This is a genomic window from Clostridium tanneri, from assembly GCF_033659955.1.
GTDB lineage: Bacteria > Bacillota > Clostridia > Clostridiales > Clostridiaceae > Clostridium_AM > Clostridium_AM tanneri.
In genome coordinates this window covers 455930-481145 of record NZ_JARUJP010000001.1, presented here as the reverse complement: position 1 = coordinate 481145, position 25216 = coordinate 455930, and the positions used below count along the sequence as shown (strand labels likewise).

General features: G+C 30.9%; 23 protein-coding genes and 1 pseudogene. 19 read left to right on the top strand and 5 right to left on the bottom strand.

The window, feature by feature from the left end:
* Positions 1 to 16 precede the first annotated feature (16 nt).
* Positions 17 to 325: a winged helix-turn-helix transcriptional regulator gene (locus tag P8V03_RS02340; protein ID WP_318796629.1), complete on the bottom strand. Its 309-nt coding sequence runs from the start codon at positions 323 to 325 to the stop codon at positions 17 to 19.
* 268 nt (positions 326 to 593) lie between these two features.
* Between P8V03_RS02340 and P8V03_RS02335 the strand changes: the two genes are divergently transcribed.
* The 7 genes from P8V03_RS02335 to hutI all read left to right on the top strand — a co-directional run bounded on the left by P8V03_RS02335 (position 594) and on the right by hutI (position 9608).
* Positions 594 to 1235: a TVP38/TMEM64 family protein gene (locus P8V03_RS02335; RefSeq protein WP_318796627.1), complete on the top strand. Its 642-nt coding sequence runs from the start codon at positions 594 to 596 to the stop codon at positions 1233 to 1235.
* 51 nt (positions 1236 to 1286) lie between these two features.
* Positions 1287 to 1613, top strand: coding sequence for an LPS biosynthesis protein (locus P8V03_RS02330; RefSeq protein WP_318796626.1), 327 nt, complete (start codon positions 1287 to 1289; stop codon positions 1611 to 1613).
* 353 nt (positions 1614 to 1966) lie between these two features.
* Positions 1967 to 4048 (top strand): cell wall-binding repeat-containing protein, encoded by a 2082-nt coding sequence (locus P8V03_RS02325; protein ID WP_318796624.1) that lies wholly within the window; start codon positions 1967 to 1969, stop codon positions 4046 to 4048.
* A gap of 366 nt (positions 4049 to 4414) precedes the next feature.
* Positions 4415 to 6472, top strand: coding sequence for a cell wall-binding repeat-containing protein (locus tag P8V03_RS02320; protein WP_318796641.1), 2058 nt, complete (start codon positions 4415 to 4417; stop codon positions 6470 to 6472).
* 101 nt (positions 6473 to 6573) lie between these two features.
* Positions 6574 to 7227, top strand: a complete 654-nt coding sequence (locus tag P8V03_RS02315) for a sugar transferase (protein WP_261671954.1) — start codon at positions 6574 to 6576, stop codon at positions 7225 to 7227.
* Positions 7228 to 7299: 72 nt separating this feature from the next.
* Positions 7300 to 8016, top strand: coding sequence for a WecB/TagA/CpsF family glycosyltransferase (locus P8V03_RS02310; RefSeq protein WP_318796622.1), 717 nt, complete (start codon positions 7300 to 7302; stop codon positions 8014 to 8016).
* Between the two features lie 317 nt (positions 8017 to 8333).
* Positions 8334 to 9608, top strand: a complete 1275-nt coding sequence (hutI, locus tag P8V03_RS02305) for an imidazolonepropionase (protein WP_346432497.1) — start codon at positions 8334 to 8336, stop codon at positions 9606 to 9608.
* Between the two features lie 33 nt (positions 9609 to 9641).
* On the opposite strand, the gene P8V03_RS02300 is transcribed toward hutI, so the two are convergent.
* From P8V03_RS02300 to pdaA, 4 genes are all read right to left on the bottom strand, one after another.
* Positions 9642 to 10640 carry an acyltransferase gene (locus P8V03_RS02300; protein WP_318796618.1) on the bottom strand — a complete coding sequence of 333 codons (999 nt, stop codon included), beginning with the start codon at positions 10638 to 10640 and terminating at the stop codon, positions 9642 to 9644.
* A gap of 109 nt (positions 10641 to 10749) precedes the next feature.
* Positions 10750 to 12636: an anaerobic carbon-monoxide dehydrogenase catalytic subunit gene (gene cooS / locus P8V03_RS02295; RefSeq protein ID WP_318796616.1), complete on the bottom strand. Its 1887-nt coding sequence runs from the start codon at positions 12634 to 12636 to the stop codon at positions 10750 to 10752.
* An 86-nt stretch (positions 12637 to 12722) separates the two neighbouring features.
* A complete protein-coding gene (locus tag P8V03_RS02290) occupies positions 12723 to 13136 on the bottom strand; it encodes an RrF2 family transcriptional regulator (protein WP_261671949.1) in 414 nt (137 codons plus the stop codon).
* Positions 13137 to 13238: 102 nt separating this feature from the next.
* Positions 13239 to 14141, bottom strand: a complete 903-nt coding sequence (gene pdaA / locus P8V03_RS02285) for a delta-lactam-biosynthetic de-N-acetylase (protein ID WP_261671948.1) — start codon at positions 14139 to 14141, stop codon at positions 13239 to 13241.
* Between the two features lie 90 nt (positions 14142 to 14231).
* On the opposite strand from pdaA, the gene P8V03_RS02280 reads away from it, so the two are divergent.
* From P8V03_RS02280 to P8V03_RS02230, 12 genes and pseudogenes are all read left to right on the top strand, one after another.
* Positions 14232 to 15980 carry an Eco57I restriction-modification methylase domain-containing protein gene (locus tag P8V03_RS02280; RefSeq protein WP_318796613.1) on the top strand — a complete coding sequence of 583 codons (1749 nt, stop codon included), beginning with the start codon at positions 14232 to 14234 and terminating at the stop codon, positions 15978 to 15980.
* A 14-nt stretch (positions 15981 to 15994) separates the two neighbouring features.
* Positions 15995 to 16681, top strand: coding sequence for a response regulator transcription factor (locus tag P8V03_RS02275; RefSeq protein WP_318796612.1), 687 nt, complete (start codon positions 15995 to 15997; stop codon positions 16679 to 16681).
* Between the two features lie 4 nt (positions 16682 to 16685).
* On the top strand, positions 16686 to 18119 hold the full coding sequence (locus tag P8V03_RS02270; protein ID WP_318796611.1) for a HAMP domain-containing sensor histidine kinase: 1434 nt from the start codon (positions 16686 to 16688) through the stop codon (positions 18117 to 18119).
* Between the two features lie 131 nt (positions 18120 to 18250).
* Positions 18251 to 19543, top strand: a complete 1293-nt coding sequence (locus P8V03_RS02265; protein WP_318796609.1) for a hypothetical protein — start codon at positions 18251 to 18253, stop codon at positions 19541 to 19543.
* 318 nt (positions 19544 to 19861) lie between these two features.
* The gene (locus tag P8V03_RS02260) at positions 19862 to 20566 is read left to right on the top strand and encodes an alpha/beta hydrolase (protein ID WP_318796608.1); all 705 of its coding nucleotides are present in this window, start codon (positions 19862 to 19864) and stop codon (positions 20564 to 20566) included.
* A gap of 161 nt (positions 20567 to 20727) precedes the next feature.
* Entirely contained in the window at positions 20728 to 21288 is a 561-nt protein-coding gene (locus P8V03_RS02255) for a class I SAM-dependent methyltransferase (protein ID WP_318796607.1), read from the top strand.
* A 17-nt stretch (positions 21289 to 21305) separates the two neighbouring features.
* A pseudogene (locus P8V03_RS19150) lies at positions 21306 to 21833 on the top strand (response regulator transcription factor); the annotation flags it as partial.
* Between the two features lie 15 nt (positions 21834 to 21848).
* The gene (locus P8V03_RS19145) at positions 21849 to 22766 is read left to right on the top strand and encodes a HAMP domain-containing sensor histidine kinase (RefSeq protein ID WP_346432496.1); all 918 of its coding nucleotides are present in this window, start codon (positions 21849 to 21851) and stop codon (positions 22764 to 22766) included.
* A 260-nt stretch (positions 22767 to 23026) separates the two neighbouring features.
* A complete protein-coding gene (locus P8V03_RS02245) occupies positions 23027 to 23830 on the top strand; it encodes a lipid II flippase Amj family protein (RefSeq protein WP_318796603.1) in 804 nt (267 codons plus the stop codon).
* Positions 23831 to 24092: 262 nt separating this feature from the next.
* Entirely contained in the window at positions 24093 to 24272 is a 180-nt protein-coding gene (locus P8V03_RS02240; protein ID WP_261671940.1) for a hypothetical protein, read from the top strand.
* Between the two features lie 161 nt (positions 24273 to 24433).
* Entirely contained in the window at positions 24434 to 24715 is a 282-nt protein-coding gene (locus P8V03_RS02235; RefSeq protein ID WP_318796602.1) for a hypothetical protein, read from the top strand.
* Positions 24716 to 24860: 145 nt separating this feature from the next.
* A complete protein-coding gene (locus tag P8V03_RS02230) occupies positions 24861 to 25184 on the top strand; it encodes a hypothetical protein (RefSeq protein ID WP_318796601.1) in 324 nt (107 codons plus the stop codon).
* Positions 25185 to 25216 lie beyond the last annotated feature (32 nt).

Below are 25216 nucleotides of genomic sequence, written 5' to 3'. Positions count from 1 at the left end.
ATTCCGATTATCTTCATTATGTCCATTTCTCTGCCCATTTTTGAATTTCATCCATAACAGCTTGCAGTTCCATTCCTTTTTCTGTAAGTTCATATTCTATACGCACAGGGGTTTCTGGATAAACCTTTCTGATGACTATTCCTTCATTCTCCAGCTCTTTAAATCTTTCGGTAAGCATACGAGCGCTCATATTAGGAATTGCTTCTGCTATTTCAGAAAACCGCTTTTGTCCACTTAATAGTGTTCTTATAATTAACCCAGTCCATCTTTTTCCTAATAATTCAAAGGCATTTTCAAACTTTGGGCACATATGATATTTTTCCATATCCATTCACCACCTTTTATTAATATATCACAGTTACTTAATAAAAGTAAGTGACTTATTATAGTATACCAATATAAGGATTTATTATAATTTTATTTTTATCTTTTATTATATATTCCTATGTTATTTTTGTTAATTGGAGACAAAATTCAGTATATAGTACTATTCTTATATAATTTCTTAACAAATCTTAAGATTTATATACGAAGGTTTTTAAGAATTTCTTTATACAATAATACTTATAGATTGTATAGAGGAGGAATTCCATATGAGAAAAATAAGCAAAATTTCAATAATAACTGTTTGGCTGGCTTTAATATATATATTATTTAGAATAAATTTATTATCAGGAGATATAAATGATTTAAATGAATTCATCAATAACTGTGGTACCTATAAGATTATAATATTTATAGCTTTATCTTCATTAAGAATAGTAGCATTAATTCCTAGTACAGTATTTATGATTCTAGGTGGAATTATATTCAATCCTATAGAAGGGGGGGCTCTTACTCTTGTTTCAGTTATATTAAGCGAAACCATCCTTTATATAACATCAAAGGTTTTAGTTAGTTCTGATATAACCAATTATCTTGTTAATAAATATCCTAAGCTTTATAAACTGTTACTTAAAAATAACACAAAAATATTAGCTATAGGCATTTTATGTCCAATAGCTCCTTCAGATGTAGCTTGTTTTTTAGCTAGTTCTACAGGATTAAATTATAGAAAGTTCATCTTAACAGTAATAGCTGCTAATATACCAATGATAATACTTTATAGCTTTCTTGGAGATAGTGTTATGTCTTCTGCTAACAATGTAATTATAATTACGTTTATTATACTTATAATAAGTATCTATTCCATATATTTATGGAATAAAGAGCAGAAAAATCAAAGATTAGCTTAATATGTTATAATTCATTTAGAGATAATTTCAATTTGTGGAGGAGATAGAAAAATGATTATTGATGGCAATCAAAAAGAGAAAGAAGCTATGGAAGCTTTTCATAAAGGAGACAGGATAAAAGGATTAAAGTTGCAGGAGGAATTTGCAGCTGCATTTCGTGAGGAATATAAAGATAAAGACCATTGCTCGTGTAAAAAAGCCTGTAGATATCATGGAAATTGTAAGGAATGTGTTGCAATTCATAGAGCGCATGAAGAACATGTACCAAATTGTATGCGACCTTTAATAAATAAGAAAATAAAAATATTATCTGAACTTACTGAGCATACGATAGCTAATGATATAGAGCCTCCGAAGGAAATTTTGAGAAAAGAATGATATATAACCTTAATTTCAAAGATTAATACAAAGTTTTTTAAAAATAAATAATAGTTTTATTAAATATCACATTATTCAAAAAAGTAATGAATTTTGTGATCTTAGCTCCAGCTATATTTCTTATTCCTATTTTCATTATTGATATTTCTCAGTACGTTGCAATGCTATTTGTAATTCTAGGCAGCGGTGCTTTGATTCTAGCAATAATAAGAGTCACTATTAAAGATTTGCTTACAGTCTACAAGGAATAAAATTTGCTGTAATATGTAAAATAATATGTTAAAATTGTATTAAATATTATGTATAGAATATTTAGCAAATAAGGTTTCACTTTTGTATTGGAGGGAAAAGCATTGAACAAAAGATTAAAAAAAGTTATGGGGTTTGCAATTGTGTTAGCTGTAACTTTATGCTCAGTTAGTTTTGGAAGCCTAGAAAAGGTAAGTGAAAGAAAAGTCTACGCTGAAACATCTGGTAAAACCTACTACGTTTCTCAAAGTGGTGGATACGGATCTGATGAACTGGGCAGTATTTCTAATCCATTTACAAGCATACAAGAAGGCATCAATAGGCTGCAACCAGGAGACACTCTCTTGATAAGAGGAGGAACCTATCATGAAACCACAGATGTTACGAAAGGTTTCCAAAAAGATGGTTCTGAAAATGCTTGGATTACCATTAAAAACTATCCTGGTGAAGAAGTTATAATGGATGGTGGTTATAGATTAAACTGGGCAGGAAAAAATGCACCAGATGCCATAACTTTCAATGGAGTCTCTTATTGGAAGGTTGAAGGTATAAAAATGACAGAGTATACAGGAGCAGGAATTTATATAACAGGTAATAGCAGTCATATAGAAATGAATGATTTAACTATTTGGAATATAGATTACCCTACCTATAGAAGTCTTGGTACCTCTGGTATACAGGGAGAAAACTCAAGCTACTGCACAGTAAGAAACAGCAATATTTATAATATAGGACTAAAAGTAAACAAGCCTAAGGATCACGGTATATACATAGGCTATGGAGCAAGTAATTGGATTTTTGAAGGAAATAAGATTCATGATAATGCCGGTGCTGCAATCCAGATGTATGGAGAGCCAAATGGTGGAAGCAACTCTACTGTCCAAAACAACCATCTTTATAATAACCATGCTTATGGGCTAGCAATAGGATCTAAGGCTACAAACAATTATATAAATAATAATGTGTTTTATGGAAATACCTTTGACGATGTATATATGCTTGAAGGAGCAGTAAAGAATTATTTTAGAAACAACCTATTTCTTTCAGCTAACAGTAACTACAATGTTCAGTTATCTGATGAAAGCTCAATAGATAACTCCTTTGACAATAACATTTACTATAAGGCTAATGGAATACCAGTTAACAGATATGATAAAACTTTAAAATTTGATGAGTGGAAGGCTTACGCACAGGAATACAGCGGAAGATATATAAATAGCGGTAATGAGGCAGAGGCACTTATTAGCAGCTGGTCACCGGTAAGTGGCAAAAAGTATACAAGCAGTAGATTAAGCGGCTTAGATAGATTTGAAACAGCAAGAAAAATAGCAGAGGGATTTAATAATGGAGCTGTTGGAAGCGTAGTAATTACATCTGGGTATAACTTTCCTAATGCTTTAAGCGGCAGTGTATTAGCGAAAAAGCTAAATGCTCCTATTCTACTGGCAGGGAATTCATCTTCTGAGAATAGCAATGCGCTGCAGTATGTAAATACCCACTTAAACAAGGATGGAACAGTTTATATACTTGGAAATAGTGAGGAGATAAAAGAAGAGGTAGTTAGAGAATTAAATAACTTAGGATACGGTAACGTAAAGAGATTAAGCGGCAGCAGCAAGTACGATACAATTAAAGTAATAAATGATGAAATCGACGCAGCAGAAGGTACACCAATAGTTGTTGCAGGAGGAAATGCATTTGCTGATGGTTTAAGTATTTCAACTATAGCAGCATCAAAGGGATACCCTATTGTACTCACAGATGCTGGTACTTTATCTAAGGAGGCACTAGATACAATTAAAAAGGTAAAACCTTCAAAGGTTTATATTGTAGGAGGGGCTGGAGTAGTATCAGAAAATATTAAAGAACAAATAAAAACTACTGCAGGTTTGTCTGAAAATAATATAACTAGAATATGGGGACAGGATAGATACGAAACTTCTTTAAACATTGCTAAGCATTTTGAGTTAAAGAGTGATACTGTTACCTTTGCATCTGGAGAAAACTTTCCAGATGCACTATCAGGCAGTGTTTATGCTGCTAAGTGCAGTGCTCCTGTAATTCTAGTTAGTAATGACATAAAGAAACAAAAAGCTTACGTAGATAGCAAGGAGTATTTAAGTCAGGTAATATTCGGTGGAACTGGAGTTATAAGTGACACTGTAAAGGCTAACTTAATAAAATAGTACATTGACGCTATAGAATCTTTAAACTAGGAGTAGGGAAAGGTTTACATCTTACCTTATTCCTAGTTTAACTTTGTAGTTAAAGAATAGTGAATAATTTATCGGGTTTACATATTAGTTCTGTTTCAAAATTGCAAATATTAACTTACGGTAAACTTTTATAAATAAGGCAATAGTGTTAATGAAATGAATAAATTACTATGGTATAATTAACGTCGTGTGCTTAATAATGTAAAATATCATAATGACAATAAAGCTTCAGGTTAAAAAGATAATCTGAAGCTTATAAATTGTTATGATTAATTCATACTTTAACACAAAATTAAACATAATATATTAGGTGAGGGGGAATTTGAGTTGCAAAAGATGAAAATTAAGAAAATGAAATATTTAAAAATCATTTTTTTTACTTTAGTTATATGTTTAGGTTTTCAGTTTTTTATAGAAGGTAATAGTGCAACAGTATACGCAAGTGATGGTAAAACATTTTATGTTTCAACAAAGGGAAATGACAAAAATAGTGGAAGTTTAGCCAGTCCTTTCAAAACAATTCAAAGAGGATTAGATGAACTAAAACCGGGAGATACTCTTTTAATAAGGGGAGGAGTGTATCATGAAACTACAGATGTCTTTAACAAAAGTGGTTCTCCAAATGCATGGTACACTATAAAAAATTACCAAAAGGAAGAAGTTACAATGACAGGCGATTATAAGCTTAACTGGGGTGGAAAAACTGCACCAGATGCTATAACTTTTAGGAATAGCTCCTTTTGGAAAATTGAAGGAATAAGGATGACTCAATATACTGGAGCTGGTATATATATAACAGATAAGAGCAGCTATATAGAAATGTCTGATTTAACTATTTGGGATCTAGATTATCCAATTTACAGACCATATGGAACTTCAGGGATAGATGGAGAAAATTCAAGCTTTTGCTCAGTGAGGAACAGTCACATATATAACATTGGCTTAAAGGTAAATAGACCAAAGGATCATGGAATTTACATAGGTTATGGTGCTTATAACTGGACTTTTGAAAATAATAATATTCATGATACAGCCGGTGCAGCAATTCAGCTTTATGGAGACCCTAATGGTGGAAGTAATTGTATGATAATCAACAATCGTTTATACAATAACAGAGCATATGGACTAGCTATTGGATCTAACGCAACTAATAACTACGTAAGTAACAACGTGATGTATGGCAACAATTGGTCAGATGTGTACATGTTGGAGGGATCAGTTAATAATTGGTTTAAAAACAATTTATTTCTAACAGGATATAATAATTATAATGTTCAATTAACAGATGCAAGTTCTGTAGACAATTCTTTTGACTATAATACATATTATAAAAATAACGGATATGTGGTTAATAGATATGATCAAATATTAAATTATGAAGAATGGAAGTCTTACTCTCAGGAGTTATCTGGTAAATATTTAGATGAACCGGATGAAGTAGAAGAAAGTATTAAAAATTGGGCCCCTTTACAGGTAAAACAGTATTCAACAAAGAGATTAAGTGGAGGAGATAGGTTTGAGACTGCAAAGAAAATAGCAGAGGAATATAATAGTGGAACTGTTGAAAATGTGGTTATAACCTCAGGTTACAGTTTTACAAATGCATTAAGCGGTAGTGTACTAGCTAAGAAGCTAAATGCACCTATACTTCTATCTGGAGGAATGGATGAAGAGAACACAAGTGCAATTGAATACATAAAGGCACACCTGAAGGAGAAAGGCAAGATTTATATACTTGGCAATGAAGGAAACGTAAATGAAAGAATAATTATAAGGTTAAAGACTTTAGGTTATAATGATATAAAAATATTACAAGATGGTGAAAAATACGGAAGTGTAAAAGCTATAAATGATGAAATTAACTCAAACCGCGGTACACCTGTAATTATTGCATCTGGTAATGCTTTTGCTGATGGACTTAGTATATCAGCTGTGGCAGCGGCTAAAGGTTATCCAATATTGTTATCAGATGTAGATAGTTTACCTCTAGAATCAGAAGAAACTATTAAGAAAATAAGACCTTCAAAAATTTATATAATTGGAGGAACAGGTGCAGTATCTGATAATGTAAAGGATAGAGTAAGAAAATTATCCGGTGCTTCAGAGGAAAATGTAATTAGAATATGGGGAGAAAACAGATATAGTACATCTGTAAATATTGCAAAGACTTTTAAGCTAGATGGAAAGATTATTACTATGGCATCAGGAGAGAATTTTCCAGATGCACTAGCAGGAAGCATTCTCGCAGCGAAGCTTAATGCTCCTTTAATTCTAATAGGGGAAAATAACAATGAACAAAAGAAGTTTATAGATGAGGGCCAGTGTACTGAGCAGATTATATTTGGAGGAACAGCTTCTGTTAGTGAATATACACAAAGAAATTTAGCTAGGTAAAGACTTAAGATTTTCTATATATTGTACAAATAACTTGTAAATGTGCCGTATATTTGATATGCTTTATATTTGTAGATATATTTTATCCTAGGAGGATGTTTATGAACCCGGAAGATATAAAAATAAGTGTAGAAAAAGAAATAAAGGGTAAAAGAATACAGTTCTTATTAAAAAGACTAATGGATATAATTTTATCACTTATAGGTATAATTATACTATCTCCAGTTTTTATAATTCTTTCTATATGGATTAAGATGGATTCGAAAGGGCCTGCTGTATTTAAACAAATTAGAGTAGGTAAGGATGGAAGAGATTTTACCATATATAAATTTAGAACTATGGTTGTGAATGCAGATAAGAAAAGGGAGTTAGAAATAGATCCAACTAATTTAGGTAACTTTGTATTTCAAAGCAAGAGTGATAATAGAATAACTAAATCAGGAGCTTTTTTAAGAAGAACTAGTTTAGATGAGATTCCTCAGCTATTTAACGTATTAATAGGAAACATGAGCTTAGTAGGTCCAAGACCGGAGATACCAGATGTAGTTAAATACTATCCTGAAGCCTATAGACAAAGGCTTTTAGTACCTCCTGGCATAACAGGACTAGCACAGGTAAGTGGAAGAGGAGAAATCGAGTTAGGTAAAACTGTATTTTATGATTTAACCTATATCAAGAACTTTTCTGTATGGTACGATATTAAAATACTATTTAGAACAGTATTTTCCGTAGTTAAAGAAGAAGGGGCTTTTTAATAATTATAAATTGGGGATTGGAAATTGGAGATGCGGTTTCCAATTTCCTTTTTATTATATTCGGAGGTAAAAATGTTTACTAAAATACTAAAGTATAGTGTTTTCAGTGGAAATAAAGAAGAACTTATAAGTTATATAGAAGGTTTTGAAAAGATAAATATAGTATCAGGCAACCCTGAAGTTTTGCATAATGGGCTTAACGATAAGCTGTTATTCTCAAGCTTTACCGGAGAAAGAACAGTAATTATTCCAGATGGTATTGGAACAGTGCTTGCCTCAAAAATAATTAAAAAGCCTGTAAAAGAGAAAATTGCAGGTATAGAGGTTATGGAAGAAATAATAAAAAAGTGTGAAAAAGAAGGTAAGGGAATATATCTTGTTGGTGCCAAGGAAGAGATTCTAAAAGGATGTATTGAAAAACTTAAAAGTAAATATCCTAGGCTAAATATAGCAGGAAGTCATAATGGATATTTTGATTTAAAGGATTGTGACCATATAATAGAGGACATTAAGGAAGGTAATCCCTATGCTTTGTTTGTTGCTATGGGATCACCAAGACAGGATTTATTTATTATCAATAATATGGATAAGCTTCCCTGCAAGGTTTTTATGGGAGTAGGGGGAAGTTTTGATGTGTTTTCAGGTAAGGTTAACAGAGCTCCAAATTGGATGATTAAATTTGGATTGGAATGGTTGTACAGAGTTTGTAAGGAACCATGGAGAATTAAAAGGCTATCCTCCATACCTAAGTTTCTATTACAGGTAGTAAAATACAATAAATATAAATAAGTTTTTAAGACTTCATGCTTTTTTAAGCAGTGAGGTCTATTTTTTTACCCTTAATTTCGAAAACATGTTTATAATCTGACACAAAAACGTGGCATTTTCACTGAATATTTAGAATATATTGAAGGGTATTTGAAATTTATAAAGAATATTAATAGTATAAAGTCTGCAGAAAAAGGAGGGACATAAATTGCTTTTGTTTATCTAAATTATAAGAGAATTTAGATTTATAAAAGCAGTAGCAGTAAAGTTTAATGGTAGAAACATAGTCAGGGTAATAGAAATATAGACTAATAAATGAGGGGGATGGCGCCATGAATATACTAATTAAGAACATAACCAACCTTGTAACTTGCTCTGGAGGTTATCCTAAAACAAAGGATTTACTTAAAGAGGCTGGTGTAATAGAAAAGGGATATGTATTTATTAAAGAAGATATTATTGAAGCTGTAGGAAGCTGTGATGAATATAAAAAGTACCTAAAAGAAGCAGATGTTGTTATAGATGGCAAAGGTAAGACTGTAACGCCAGGGCTTATAGATAGTCATACTCACTTAGTTTATGCAGGGTCAAGGGAGAAGGAGCTGCCTTTAAAACTTCAAAACATGAAGTATATAGATATCCTAAATGCTGGCGGTGGTATATTGAGCACAGTGAGAAATACTAGAGCTGCTTCATTAGTTGAGTTAAAAAGGGAAAGTAAAAAAAGGCTGGATTTGATGCTTCTACATGGTACAACTACAGCAGAAAGTAAATCAGGCTATGGATTAAACTTTAAAGATGAAATTAAAATTCTTGAGACAAACAAAAGTTTAAATAAAATCCATCCTATTGATATAATATCAACTTATCTTGGAGCACATGCCATCCCAGAAGAGTTTAAGGACAACAGAGATGGATATATAAGTTTAATGATTGATGAAATAATTCCATATATAAAGAGAAATAACTTAGCTGAATTCGCTGACTGCTTTTGTGAAGAAGGAGTTTTCACTGTAGAAGAAAGTAGAAGAATCTTAAGTAGTGCTAAGGATCTAGGTTTAAAAATTAAATTACATGTAGATGAAGTAGAATCTATAGGAGGAGCAGAATTGGCAGGAGAACTTAAAGCTACTTCAGCAGAGCACTTAGTAGCAGCATCAGATGAGGGGATAAAGGCCTTGGCGGAAAATGGAGTAGTTGCAGTATTGCTGCCTACAACTTCCTTCTATTTAATGCTTGGCAAGTTTGCGAGAGCAAGGAAAATGATAGAAGAAGGTGTAGCAGTAGCTTTGGCTACAGATTGTAATCCAGGTACATCGCCAACAGAATCTCTTCAAACTACAATGACCTTTGCTTGCTTTGGGCTAAAAATGCTTCCAGCAGAAATAATAAATGCGATGACTATAAACGCTGCCTGTGCAATAGGTAGAGAAAAGGAGATTGGAAGTATAGAAGTTGGTAAGAAGGCTGACATAGCTATTTTTAATGCTAATAATTTAGATTATCTAATATATCACTTTGGAGTGAATGCAATTGATACCGTAATTAAAAATGGTATTTTGGTAGTTCAAAATGGAAAATTAGTATACGAGCATTCTAGGATATATAGGTAGATTATAGAAATTAAGAGAAAATTACCTTATTAACTAAGGTAATTTTCTGCTAGCATTTATAACTACAGCACCAAAGAGAGTAATCAAAAAGCCTTTAATTCCATAATTTAGTGAGGCAATAGGTATATTATTATCAGTATAGTATTTTGTAAAATAATACAGTATAAAAGCGTGGGATAAGTATATACCGTAGGAATTTATAGATAAATACTGCATAATCTTAGTAAAGAGATTATCTTTCCAGTCTATACTAAAGATAAAGAATATAAGTGCTACAGTAAAAATAAGAACGCTAGGTCTTAAGAAAGTAGTAGTATAATCAAGGTTTTTTCCGGCATTAGTATTTAAAATTACTTCATACACAAAGCCAGATACTGCAGCTACAAATATTATAGAAAATACAATCTTATACTTTTGCAGCCTTTGGGAAAACTCTTCTAGATTATTACCAATAAAAGTACCTAAGGAAAAGTAAAAAATCCAGTCTAACATATTCTTTCGTTCTAAAAACCACATCCAATTCTCTGGGAAAAGATACTGATGACTTCCTATTAAGATTACAGAGGTTATTATAAAACTAATTAATAATCCCACTTTTGAACCAATAAATCTATATATGAAAGGAAACACCAAATAAAATTCCACAATCAAAGGTACATAATAAAGATGATAAAAAACCCTTCCGAAGATAACATCCTTTGATAAAGTATATATGTCAAAAGTTTTTGTAATAAAAAATACATATATAGCACACCAAAGAATATATCGTGGTACTATTTTATAAAGTCTTTTGGTTAAAAATTTAAAATATCCTTGATTTTCTTTATAGGTCATAGTAAGGCCTACACCGGAAAGAGCTATAAATGCAGGTACAGAAAATCTGGAAAGTTGATTTATAATTAAAGACTGCATATAAACTTTACTGTTAAAAGAAGCTTCCCCTAGCATTAATGCTGAAACATGAATTAGTATAACTGCAATAATTGCTAGGGCTCTTAGTATATCCATTGACAAAATACGTTTTTTTACCATAGTTTTGTACCTCCTACAACTAAGTTATGCCATTAGTAGCTATCATAATTGTAGTTTATAACGGATTTCTTGTCTATTGTTAATATATAATGGAAGCCAAAAGTTTATACTATTTTAAGCCTAATCCTTGTCTTTTTTCTAAAACAATTCCTTCTAATATATCTGCAGTTTTCATAACGTCATCTTCTAATATAAGTTGTCCACCAGTTAAATTCTTTAAATCCTCAGTTAAAACCTTAGTTACTAGTTCGCTACCTGTAATAAATGGAGGAATTGCTAAGTGAAGAGGCAGTCCTAGTGCTAATCCAAAGGCACCATCTGCTAAAGCTTGTTCTTCAAGCCATTGAGGAGCAGATAATACAAGTGGAAGCTGAGGAATATCTATTCCTAGGAATTCAGCAAGCTCAGTTGCAACTATTTCAAGTCTTCCTATAGCTAGACATGGACCAAAGTTTAGTACAGGAGGTATGCCTAGGCTTTTGCAAACTTCTTTTAAGTTGTCTCCAGCAAGTTCAGCTGCTTCCGGTGACATAAGTCCTACGTTTTCAAGTCCGCCGCTGGAACAGCCTGCAGATAATACTATTATATCTCTCTTTATAAGTTCTTTAGTTAGTTCTACAGTAAATACATCGTGACCCTTTGCCATAAGGTTAGAGCAGCCAACTACTCCAGCTACCCCTTTAATTTTGCCTGCAGCAATTAAGTCTACAAGAGGTTTCCATGTACCGCCTAGGAACTCTCTTAGAGAAGTTTCGCTAACTCCAGTTATTGTAGTGTCATTTCCATGGTTTTCAGGAATGTTGATCTTAACATCAGGTCTTCTTTCCTTATATGTGTTTAATGCTGCATCAATAATGTAGTTTGTTATGTTCTCTCTTTCCTCGAAGGAATAAGCTACATGTTCTGCATTTCCTTTTTTAGCTATATTGTCTATACAAATTTGCTTTACCTTGAACTTATCTGAAATAGGCTCTATTCCCGGTAAAGTACAGTTAAATTCTGAAAGTATTATGTCAATAGCTCCTGTTGCTATAAGTGCTTCGCTAGTAAAGTTATTTCCAGCATGACCAGAGAAAACTTCTTCATAATGCTCGCCTCTAAGCTGTAAGTCTTGTCCAACACAAGTACAGCCAACTAATTTAAAGCCCTTAGCACCTGTAGCTTTAGCTTTTTCTACTATATCTTTATCTATTAATCTATCCTGAAGATGAGCTATTAAGGAATGTTGATGTCCTGTAATCATTATGTTTATATAATCCTTATCTACAACCTTAAAGCCAACCTTTGCAGCTCTTATTTTTGGTTCGCCAAGCATAATATCATTCAATAAGTTAGTAAGGGTTAAACCATATATTCCAGTAGATACCCCAAGTCTTAGAGAACTTAATAACATATCCACAGGGTCGCTGTTTAGATTTGTGGAAGTTTTTACAACTCCATCAAAAACCTCTGATTTTGCGCCACCAGGAAGAATATTTAATTCTGCCCACTTATCTAATCTAGGCTTATAGCCCATTTTTTGTACTAATTCCATCTTATCATATCTAGGTTTATATAAATCTGCTAAAACCTTATCTGCAAGTATTACAGCTTTCTTATGAACATCTTCTTCCTCAATATTAAAAATTTCAGCTAATCTGTTTAGCGTATCTGCGCCCTTTATTTTTTCTTTCTTTTCTCCAAAGGCTTTTAAGTTTAGAGCTGTATTTTCAACAACATGAATATAGCAGCCTGAACCAGCAGAAACAGATCTTAAAAAGTTTCTAGCCACTATAGTATCAGCTGTAGCACCACAGACACCTCTAGGGGATTTTGGGGTTATTTTACAAGGACCGTTAGCACAAATTCTACAGCATACACCCTCTGAACCAAATTTACATTTTACTTTTTGGCTTTCAACTCTATGGTGAGATGTTTCCACATCTAGCTCTGATATAAAATTAATTAAAGCACTATCTGCTGATTGACATAAGTTACAATTTGAACAACTTGACATAATTAAACCTCCTAAAATGTATACCGATTTGGTATAGTTTTATTTATAAATATATGGGGAAGGTTCTTCCCCATATAAATCATGTATTAAATTTTTTTCTCCAATATATCCTTAAAGGTTATTCCATCTAATTCATTAACCAACTTGTTTTGAACCTTAGCTAAGGCATTGTGGATTTGACATCTTGATGTTCTATTTAAATTGCATTCCTCAGGATTGTATAAGCACCTGTTTATATAAATAGGGCCATCAATAGCTTCTATAACATCTTTAAGGGATATATCTTCTGGCATCTGATTAAGAGAATATCCACCATTAACTCCTCTGTAAGATTTTATAATATTTGCTTGGGTAAGCTTTCTTAAAAGCTTCAGTAAAAATCTTAGAGGGATATTTTCTTCTTCAGAGATAACCTTTGCTTCAATTTTTTCTCCATATCCTAATTTAGACAAATAAAATACAACTCTAAAGGCATAATCTGCTTCTTGTGTAATTTTCATAATATATCTCCAAAGTTAAAAGTATACCTGTTTGGTACAGTTTTAATATACTACTAAAGTTTTCATGTGTCAAGGGAAAATTATTATTAATTAATTATTTGTTTAAGGAAGTTTATCTAAGCTTTCCAATTCATATCCCTTACTTTTCCAGTCTTTTATTACAGAATCAAGTATTTCAGTATTAGTCTTAGATACAGCATGCAGTAGTACTATAGCACCGTTATGAGTCCTTTCTGCTATAATCTTTTTGCCATAATCGGCAGTAGGCTGCTTTTTAGGGTCCCAGTCACCATAGGCGAAGCTCCAGAATATTGTCTTATAGCCAAGCTTTTGGGTGTAGAATAGAGATTTTTCACTGTATTTACCCATTGGTGGTCTGAAAAACTTAGGCATTTTTTTACCAGTGACTTCTTCATAGACCTTTTCTACTCCTGAAAATTCCTTTTCAAACTTAGCAGGGTCACTGGCTGCTGCTGCCATTGAAGGATGGTTTTCAGAGTGATTACAAACTAAATGCCCTTCAGCTGCCATTCTTTTAATTAGCTCTGGGTTATCTTTAACATAAGGAGTAGTAACGAAAAAGGCTGCTTTTACATTATTAGCTTTTAAAGTATCTAAGATTTTTCCAGTATATCCATTTTCATAACCTTCATCAAAGGTTAAGTATATTACTTTCTTAGAAGTATCACCTAGATAATAGCCAGAATATTTATTAATGAGGTCTAATATTTCCTGTGGTTCACCGGAAGGCGTGCCATCCTTTTTTGGTTGATAAAACCAGTTTTTTTCTGTACTCTTTAAGTTAGAGACATCTAAAGTTTTTATATCAGTAATCTTATCAGCCTTATTTTCTGGGTTTGAATCTTTTTTATTATTCTCTAAAGGCTTGTTAGATGTTGAGGTAGTTATATTTTTATTAGAATCCTCAGTAAAAGAAGTTCTACTGCTGCAACCACATAAGGTGATTGTAGTTAAAAGACAGATACTTATTATTTTTTTATGCATTTTCAAAATCACCTACCAAATATATATGATATACTTTATGATGTACTTAATTTAAGACTTTATACTTAGTGTATTGTGGAGAGAGAGAATATGTTTGAAAACTTTATGAAAAAAATTGATGATTTGTATAATATAATTCTACAGCGGTCAGATAGCATAAACAAGTTAGCCGCTATAGACAGTTATAGAATTATGCTGAATATAGAGGAAAAGAATAGTTTTTCAGATGAATATTATAAATTTAGCAGAATAAATAAGGAAGATGGAGTAGTCTATACTCCTTACGAAATAGCTGTATTTATTATAGAAAACTTAATAAAGCCAGAAGACATAATTAATAACCCTTACTTAAAAATTTTAGATCCAGCCTGTGGATGTGGAAATTTAATAGTTCCTTGTTTTAAGTATTTGAGAGAATTATTTTTAAGAAACCTGCAGGAAATAAACTACAAAAACCATATGTCACTAAAAGAAGAAGATATAACAACACATATAATAGACTACAATTTACATGGAACTGATATAGATGTTAAGGCTTTAAAAATATTACTAATAGACTTATATAGTATAAGTGGATACATTAAAGAGAGCAATTTTGCAGCCAAGGATTTTTTAGTGGATAACATAGAGGAGAAGTTTGACATTTTCATAGGCAATCCACCTTATGTTGGTCATAAACTAGTAGACAGAGAATATTCAAGGCTGCTTAAAGAAAAATATAAAGGAATCTATAAAGACAAAGGAGATATATCTTACTGCTTTTTTAAGAAGGCAATAAACAATATGAGCAAAAAGGGTAAGCTTTCCTTTATTACTTCTAGGTATTTTTTAGAGTCTCAAAGCGGAGAAGAGTTAAGAAGAATATTAAAAGGAGAAACAACAATACATAAAATAGTAGATTTTTACGGCATAAGACCTTTTAAAAAAGTAGGCATAGATCCAACAATTATTTTTTTATCTAATGAAAAGGTGGAAGAGAACAGGATAGAGGTCATAAAACCTTTAATAACTAAGGGAAAAGGAAAAAATGGCTTTTATGATTCTCTTTTTATAAATAAGGGCAACAGTTATAAGAGCTTTTCAATATTAGAAAGGGACTTAGAGGATAAAGGCTGGAGTCTCATTAGTGAAAAAGAAAAAAATATAATTAGAAAGATTGAAAAAAAGGGGTACGATACTTTAGGAAATATTTGCAATAGTTATCAAGGTATAATAACAGGTTGTGATAAGGCCTTTGTAATAGATGATGAAATAATATTAAAAGAAGATATCGAAAAAGGTATTGTGAAGCCCTGGATAAAAAGCAGTTTTATACAGCAAAACCGCATAGAGGGGGAGAGGCAATTCTTAATATACTCCAATCTAATAGATAAGGAAGAAGAATATCCTAATTCTATTAGATACATTAGTGAGTATAAAGAAAGACTAGCTAATAGAAGAGAATGCAAAAAAGGTTTTAGAAAATGGTATGAACTTCAATGGGGAAGAAAACAGGAGATTTTTGAAGGAGAAAAGATAATATTTCCATACAAAGCAAGCAGCAATAGGTTTGCCTTAGATAAGGGCAGCTATTTTAGTGCAGATGTTTATTCATTAGTGTTAAAAGAAAAGGGAGTTTTAACCTATGACTATTTATTATATATATTGAATAGTAAGGTGTATGAGTTTTATTTTAAGACCTTTGGCAAAAAGCTTGGGGAGGATTTATTTGAGTATTATCCTAATAAATTAATGGAACTAACAATTCCTTATATAGAGGATTGTACAGGAAATGAAGATGATACTTATTTGTATGATTATTTTGGGCTAACAGAGGAGGAGATAGGTATTATTGAATAAAAGGGGGATGTAACATGAAATTTAGAATACTAGTCATTGAGGATGAATTTTCCATAAGTGACATATTGACCTTTTCCCTTAAGGGAGAAGGTTATGAGGTAAAAAGCAGCTTTTCATCCAAGGAAGCAAGAGAAATTCTAGAGAAGTTTAAACCTCATATAGTGTTATTAGATGTTAACTTACCTGACGAAAGCGGATTTGAGCTTTGCAAGTTTATTAATAGCAATTATAAGATTCCAATCATAATGATTACAGCAAGAACTGACATTATAGATAAAGTACTTGGATTGGAGCTTGGAGCAGATGACTATATAACAAAACCATTTCACATAAAAGAGGTTTTAGCAAGAGTAAAAGTGGCCCTGAGAAGAGTAGATAAATATAAAAGTGATAATGAGGAAAATAATTTTATAGAAATAAATTCAGAAGTAAAAGTAGACTTAGAGAAGAGAATTGTAACTAAAAATGAGGAAATAATTAGGCTAAGACCTAAAGAATATGACCTGCTAGTATTCTTTATTAAAAATAAAAATATAGTTTTTACAAGGGAACAAATTTTAGATAGAGTTTGGGGAATAGATTACATTGGTGAAACAAGAACTGTGGATATTCATGTTAGAAGATTAAGAGCAAAGCTAAACCTAGAAAATGGACAGACATTTATTGAAACCATTTTCGGTGTAGGCTATGCTATGAGGTAATCCTATGAAAAATAGCGTGAGATTTAAGTTTACTTTTGGATTATCAATAATATTTATAGTTTCTGCCATCGCTTTAAATCTTCTAATTAGGCAAGTCTTTGACACTAATCTGGAAAATACTATAAAAGCTTCTATGAAGGATATTATGAAAAATTCAAGAGAATATATTAGATATAATATGATAAGCAACAATCCCTATACTGATAAGAAAGACTTCTATTCTAGTATGTGGAATTTACTTAATAACTCTGTACTCACATATAATTATGAATTGGAAATAAGAGATTCTCATGGCAAGATTGTGGAAAGCAATATAGGATTAAATTCTAGTGAATTAGTTGAAAAAGGCTCAAAATCAGCAATTGAAGGAAAAGCTGTTATAAATCTAAGGTATAGTGGAGAAAGTGTTCAAGGAATTTTATCTTACCCATTATATCAAGAGGATAAGCTTTTAGGCGTACTTAATATAAGTAAAAATTTTGATAATATATACTCTCAAAATAAAAGAATTATAAGAATTATTACCATGATTGAGATTGTGGTTTTTATATTTATTTTTATAGCAGCATACTTAATTACATCAAAAATAATAAATCCAATTATAGTCCTAACAAAGCAGATAAAGAAAATTGAGGATGGGGATTACGAAATAAATCTAGATGTTAAGTCTAAGGATGAGATAGGACTTTTGTTAAATGAGTTTGTGAATATGAAGGATAAAATAAAAGATCAACTTGAAACAATAGGCAGAGAAAGAGATAAAGTCTTAAAACTGGAGAGGGGCAGGAGAGAATTTTTTAATAATGTAACCCATGAGTTAAAGACTCCCTTAACGGCTATTTCAGGCTATGCTCAGTTACTTCTAGATAAGAACGTACAAGATAAGGAATTTAGAGATAGGGCAATTCAGAGAATTTATTTAGAAAGTGAAAGGCTTCATGGTCTTGTTTTAGACTTAATTAATGTTTCTAAGGGAGCAAGTTTTTTACAAGAAGATAAGAAAGTCATTGAAATGAAAAGTCTTTTAGAGAGTATCTGCAGAGATATGAATATTAAGTCACAAAAGTATTCATTAGATATTGTATCAAAGATAGAAGAGGGAACTATATGTGGTCAGGAAAATAAAATAAAACAACTTATAATAAATTTAATTGATAATGCTATTAAATACTCTTTTTCAGAAGAAAAAATATATATATATGCTTTTAACGATGAAAGTAATTATACAGTGGAAATTTTAAATAAAAGCAACCCAATATCAGAGGACATTTATAATTCTATTTTTCAACCCTTTGTAAAAGGAAACAACGTAGTAGAAGTGGGAAGCAGAGGTCTAGGTTTGTATATATGTAGCGAGATAGTTAAAGAACATAATGGAGAGATACATATAGAAAATGGTGATGAAATAAAGGTAACAGTAAAAATTCCATCTTTTTAAATTAATAGAGTTAAATTTTTCTGGGAAACAAATTGGAAACAATTTATGCAAATTTGGAAAATATTAAGTGATATTATCTATATAAGAAAAAATTTAATTCTATATTGATAATTTAGAAAGGGGAAGGCAATATGATGAGCAGAAGTATAAAAAAAGTAGTATTACCGTTAATCTTAATGTTTTCAGTAACCTTAATTTCTACATCCTGTGGAGAAAGACAAAAACAAATTACGTTAAGTTCCGATGTAAAGCAGGAAACAAAAGATGAAGAAAAAAATGCTAGCAAACTAGTGAAAGTAACGGAATTAGATTTAAATAATATGATATACACGCCTATATGCTGGAAGGATGATGAAAACATTATAGTTACAGAGGGAAGTGACAAAAATACAATAGACTTGAATAGTATTCATATAGACGATATAAATATTTACAATGTTAATATAAAAACCTCAAAAGTTTCTAAAATTAATACAATAAAGGAAGCCATATGTGGAGATATAGGTCAAAAGCATATGTACGGAAACTTTCTTTATACAAAGGATAATAAGCTCTGGATGTATAATACAATAGAAAATGCTTCAAAACCAGTATATGACTTGTCAGATATAATGAAAAAACAAAAAGAAGGATTAAAAACTGCAGATACTAGAGAGCTATTAAAAAGAATACATTCTGGTTTTGTATTCGGAAGTGATAAGTATGTATATGTAATAGCTGATGTAAGTAATATTGAATCTATTATGGTGGCTATCGACACTAAAACAGGGGATGCAATTGAGGGATATACTAATTCAGGGTATTTTCCGTATTCAGATAAAACTCAAGGAATTTTTTCCTGGGTATATAATAAAAGTAATGATAGTTTTTATATAAGTTCACCTTACTATAATGTTATATACAAAACTCAATTAGGAAAGAAAAGTGCCTTTAAAAAGATTGAAACTGTAGGAGGACAAATATTTGATATATCAGAAGACGGAAATGAGATATATTTAAATAGTATATATAAAAATGGTAAAAGAAGCATTGTGAAATATGATATACAGAAGGATAAGGTTACAGTGATAGCTGATGAAAATAGGGATAATGGTAGAAAAAATCATACTAGTATGTTTACGGATGTTCATACTGATACTAGGAAAGGTATCATAAGCTATAGTATACAAAGTGCTGAACTTGAATCAAAAAATAAAACCTATAGAATGGAAGCAGCTTCATTTATTGGAGATTTTGACGGAAAAGAGATAAAAAATGCTAGAATGCTTCCTATAGAACAACTAGACAATAAAAGTAGTCAAAATACTATTATGATTAATAGAAAAGGAGATGGATTCATCTACACCTTATATTATTTTGACTATGAGGGTGAAGTTATTAAGTTTTACAAGACAAAAAGCTATATCTATCAAATAAAACAATAGTAATATACCCCTAATAATTCTATAAGCGTTATTAGGGGTGTATTACCATAATTAGATAAATATTCTATGTTTCATATGGTATGATTATCCTATAAGATATTAAGTTCACACTTGTAGTTAACTATGAACTAATGATTATTTGTATAATTTTGCCAATGAGCAGGAATTTGCCCAGTAGTCTAAAAGAATGAAAAAATTAAATTTGCAGTTAACATACTTTATATAGAATTAACTGAGAAAGGAGGATTTTATTATGGGAGAGAAGAAAAATAAAGAGCATTTATGGAGGGTGTCACCTCTATAAATTATGGAGGAAATATGATTAAGGATAGATTTAATATTAGTAATATCCCTGCAGTCTTGTGGGGGGAAAAGAGTAAAAAACTTTTTATTGCAGTGCATGGAAATATGTCGAATAAGGAAGATGTTGTGATTCAAATTTTAGCTGAAGAAGCACTTCAAAAAGGTTATCAGGTATTAAGTTTTGATTTGCCAGAGCATGGTGAAAGAAAAAATGATAGTACACCTTGCAAAGTACAATTTTGCGTTAGTGATTTATCTATAATTATGAACTATGCAAAAGAACATTGGAAAGAAGTGAGTTTGTTTGCATGTAGTATGGGGGCTTATTTTAGCCTTTTAGCGTATAAAAATGATATGTTGAGAAAGGCATTATTTTTATCACCAGTAGTTAATATGGAAAGAATTATAGAAAATATGATGATATGGTTTAATGTAACACCAGAGCGTTTGAAAAAGGAAATGACTATAGAAACACCAATTGGTCAAAAGTTATATTGGGATTATTTCTGTTATGTAAAACAACATCCTATTAGTACATGGAATACAGATACAGATGTTATGTATGGAGCAAGGGATGAATTGTGTGAATTTGAAGATATTAATTATTTCGTTAAAAAGTACTGCTGTAGGTTAGAAGTCATGGACGAAGGGGAACATTACTTTCATACAGAAGAACAGTTGAATGTATTCAAGCATTGGTTACAAAAGCACATTGATTAATAAATTTAAATGCTTAGCCCAATAAAGAAGGTTTAGTACCTTCTTTTTTTATACCTAAAATAAATTTAAGAATTCTTAAGTTTTTTCAGCGGAGATTCTTAATATTTGGTATTTATACTAAAACCATTAGATAACTTGAAAAACTAGTGGGAGGTTTTAGTATGAAGCTAATAAAATTCTTAATAGAATATTTTAAATCGCCAAGAACTGTAGGGGCTGTAGCACCTAGTTCAGAAAGGCTTGCAAAGAAAATGGTCAAAGATATAGATTTTCAAAATGCCAATTGTATAATTGAGTATGGACCAGGTACAGGAGTTTTTACAGAGAAGCTTGTAGAAAGAAAAAGGCAAGATACGGTACTAATATTACTAGAATACAATAGAGAATTTTGTAAACAGCTAGAAGATATGTATAATGGGTATGATAATATTATAATAATAAATGATTCTGCTGAAAATGTAGATAAGTATTTAGTAAAATATGATATTAAAAAGGTAGATTATGTTGTCTCAGGTTTGCCTTTTGCTAGTTTGCCTAAGGATGTTTCAAATAAGATTTTAAATAAAACTAGAAGTATACTAAAGAGAAATGGACTATTTATAACATTTCAATATACTCTTATAAAGAAAGAATTTATTGCTGGTTATTTTAAAGAAATAGACATGGATAGGGTTGTAATTAATGTTCCACCAGCTTATGTTTTAAAATGTCATAATTCTTAGTAGAAAGGAGCATGTTTATGACAAGCAAAATTTTAGTAGTTGATGATGATACTGAAATAAGAAAAGTTACAGGTATATATTTAGAAAATGAAGGATATGAGGTAATAAAAGCTGAAAATGGAGAACAGGCCTTAAGTATTATAGCTGAAACTCAGATAGACCTTGTACTTTTAGATATTATGATGCCAGGTATGGACGGTATAGAGACCTGTATGAAAATTAGAGAAAATAATATAATGCCTATTATTTTTCTATCTGCAAAATCAGAAGACTTAGATAAAATTCAAGGCTTAGCCTCTGGTGCTGACGACTACATTACAAAACCCTTTAATGCTATGGAGCTAATGGCAAGAGTTAAATCTCAGCTTAGAAGATATATAAAGTACTCACCTGTTCAAAGTATAGATAAAAATATAATTGAGATTGGAAATTTAACTATAAACACTGACACAAGGCAAGTGTTTATAGGAGATAAAGAAGTCAGGCTTACCCCAAAAGAATTTGATATATTAGAACTTCTTGCAAGAGCTAACTCTATAACTGTACTAGAGTATAATATTATGGCTCTTATTACTTTTGCAACTGGAATTGCAGTTTTTTTGATTGTGTTTTTATTATTAGTAAATAACAAAATAAAATATATTAAGTACATCTCCAAGCAGGTTAATAAAATTGCAAATGAAGAACTAGGTTTGTCCCTGAAAGTTCGAGGAAATGATGAGTTAGCAGAACTTTGCAAAAATATTAATATCATGTCTAAACAATTAAAAGAAAAGTTTGATTATGAGAGAGAACTAGAAAATACTAAGAATGAATTAATAACTAATGTCTCTCACGATTTACGAACACCTTTAACTGCTATTATAGGTTATTTAGATATTTTAACAAATGAGAAATATAAAGCTAAAGAAGAAAAGGAATATTTAAATTCAGCTTATAACCTATCTATAAAATTAAAGAAACTTATCGATGAATTATTCGAATATACAAAGTTATCAAGCAGCGATATATCCTTAGAACTTGTAGAAGCAGATGTAGGTTCTATTCTTACACAAATCTTAGGGGAATATGCTCCTGTGTTTGAAACTAAGGGACTAGGAATTATAACATATATTAGTGATACTAAACTTCCTGTTAAAATAGATATTGAAAAAATCATTAGAGTTTTTGATAATGTTTTAGGTAATGCAGAAAAATATAGCAGTAAGCCTTCAGATATAATAGTTAGAGCATATAGAAATGAGGATAACATTATAATTTCTGTATCTAACAAAGGAAAAGATATTAAAAAAGATAAACTAGATAAGATGTTTGAAAAGTTTTACAGAATGGATAACTCAAGGTCAAGTAAAATTGAAGGCTCAGGGTTAGGATTAGCAATTTCTAAGAAAATAGTAGAACTTCATAATGGACACATTCGGGCAGAATCTAATGAAGATATAGTTACTATAAATATTAGGCTGCCTATTGCTAAGTAAAAATAAAAGCGACTTAGAATAAGAATTAAAACTTTCCAGCCTTTTCTTTGCATCCCATTATCCTTAATTATATGTATTAACCAATAAGCCCAAACACATAGGTGTTCTTTGACAGCTGAGTAATGTAGTGTTAAAATTATGGGTATATTTTATAAAAATGTAATTTAATTCATAACAATATTTGGTCTTGAATTAATTATAATGGTAGAAAAACATTAGATATAACCATAGTTAAACTGTAATTATAAGGTGGTAAAAAAATGACACTCCAGATTTACTTAGTATTTATATTAACTTTTATTATTTATATAATAGGAACGTTGGCTTATTCTGCTAGGATTGTGGGAGTAAAAACTGGGAGAATTGCAGTAGCTTCTGCTGTATTTAATGTTTTTGTATTGATACAAAGAACAGCGAACACTATTCAAGCGCCTTTACTAGGAAAGACAGTTGATAATAGTATAAATACAGGACAAACTAGTAGCTTGCTTTATATTTTTAGGTGGATAATTTTTTCTATTACATTGGCCACAATAGCTGGTTCAATCCTAATGCCAACATTTATAAGAGTATTTAATGAATTAGTTGTATCATTTAGTGTATATAGATCTTTACCTAAATTAATATTTCATGCATTTTCAAAGTCTGGAATTGAACAGTTTAGAAATAGTATTTCAATTCCTAAAAAAGAGAATTTATATGAATTAAGAAATTTTAGTAAGACACCTAGAAAAGTAATGCTATTAAATATGATTGCATTTTCTGTATCTAGTGTAAGTATTTTATCAGCGCTATATGCTGCGTGCTTAAGTCCCAATTTAAGAACTACCTGTAGTACTTTATCATCTGTAATAAACAGCATTTCAACGATATTTATGGTTATATTTATTGATCCATATTTATCTATGGTAACAGATGATGTAATAAGAGGAGATTGCACAGAGTTAGAATTTAATCGCTGTATAATCTTTATTGTTGTCGGACTTATTATGGGAAGTATACTAGCACAATTTATGTTAGTTCCTGCTTCTAAACTAATAGTAGTCATTGCAAAGCTACTATAATTGTTACATAACACTATAAAATCATGATGAACCACAGATTATTTTTCTGTTATAAAAAAATTTTTAGAGCACTGCACTAATCAAGTCTGAATTTTGCAGTGTTTTTAGAGATTACATTTTTAGTTACAGATATATGGAGGTAAGCGGATGGAGGAGTAACACAATTATTATGCCTATATAGTTTAGAATCACGGGGGCGGGTATTTAGTAATTTATTATGACATAAGATAAATATAGAAATAAGTAAGTTTACGGGGGATTTATGAAAAATAATATATTATTTACTATAACTATTATTTTCTTATTAATTTCAGTAATAATTATTCTTATAGGAGGATATGAGAATAATTATTTATTAATGATTATAGGAAATCTATTAGGAGTTGTTACCGGTATATTAAACTGTATTAGGCGGCTTAAGAAGTGGAATGAAGATAAATAGTCAATATAAGCTTTCGAAGGATATTACACAATTAGGATTTATTTGCTTGCGATAAATATTTATAAAAAATTCTTTAAAAGTTTTACTTACATCAATGAATTTTTATGTGCTAAAATAATATATGAACTCCTATTTTGGGTTTACTAGAAAGGGGGGGAAACATGTCCATATGCAGAGTAAGAGATGTTGTTAAACGTCCAGATTGTATTGCACTATCTAAAGTTGGAAGGTGTACCAGGTTAAATATTGGCAAATGTAAGGGAGAAGAGTGTACATTTAAGCGGACACATAAGGAGGAATTTAATTCAATTCAGCATGCATATCAGCGTTTAGCCAATCTTGATAGATCAATACAAAGTCATATTGCGAAGAAGTACTATGGTGGCTATATGCCTTGGAGCAAAGGAAATCTATTGGAAAGTATGGAGAATATAGAGTCTTAGAAAACGGAAAAAGTAAAATCTAAGATTAGTGTTTTATAGGAAATTTATACGTAAATTATACGCATGGTGATATGTAAACGTTTACAAAGATTAAGATATTATTCAGGAAATCAGATTTCTGAATAAGTTTAGGGAGGTATAATAGATGACTATGTTAAATGAAGTGGTAGAGCATATTGTGTTTGGATCTGGAGTTGTTACGGAAGCAGAGGATCATATGATATGGGTAAAGTTTCAAGATGAGATTGGAACAAAGATATTCTTATACCCAGAAGCATTTGAAAAGTTTTTAAAGGCAGAGAACCCAGCAGTAGAAAATTATACGCTGCAGAAATTACGGATAAAGCAAGATCAGATAGAACAGGAGCGTAGAGAAAAAGAACGTGAAGCTGCTGAACTACAAGAGCAAATGAGAAAAATATCAATTGCAAAAAAGGAACCGGCAAGGTCCATTAAGAAGAAATCCTAAAATTAATTATAACTGCTTTTTAAATATAACAA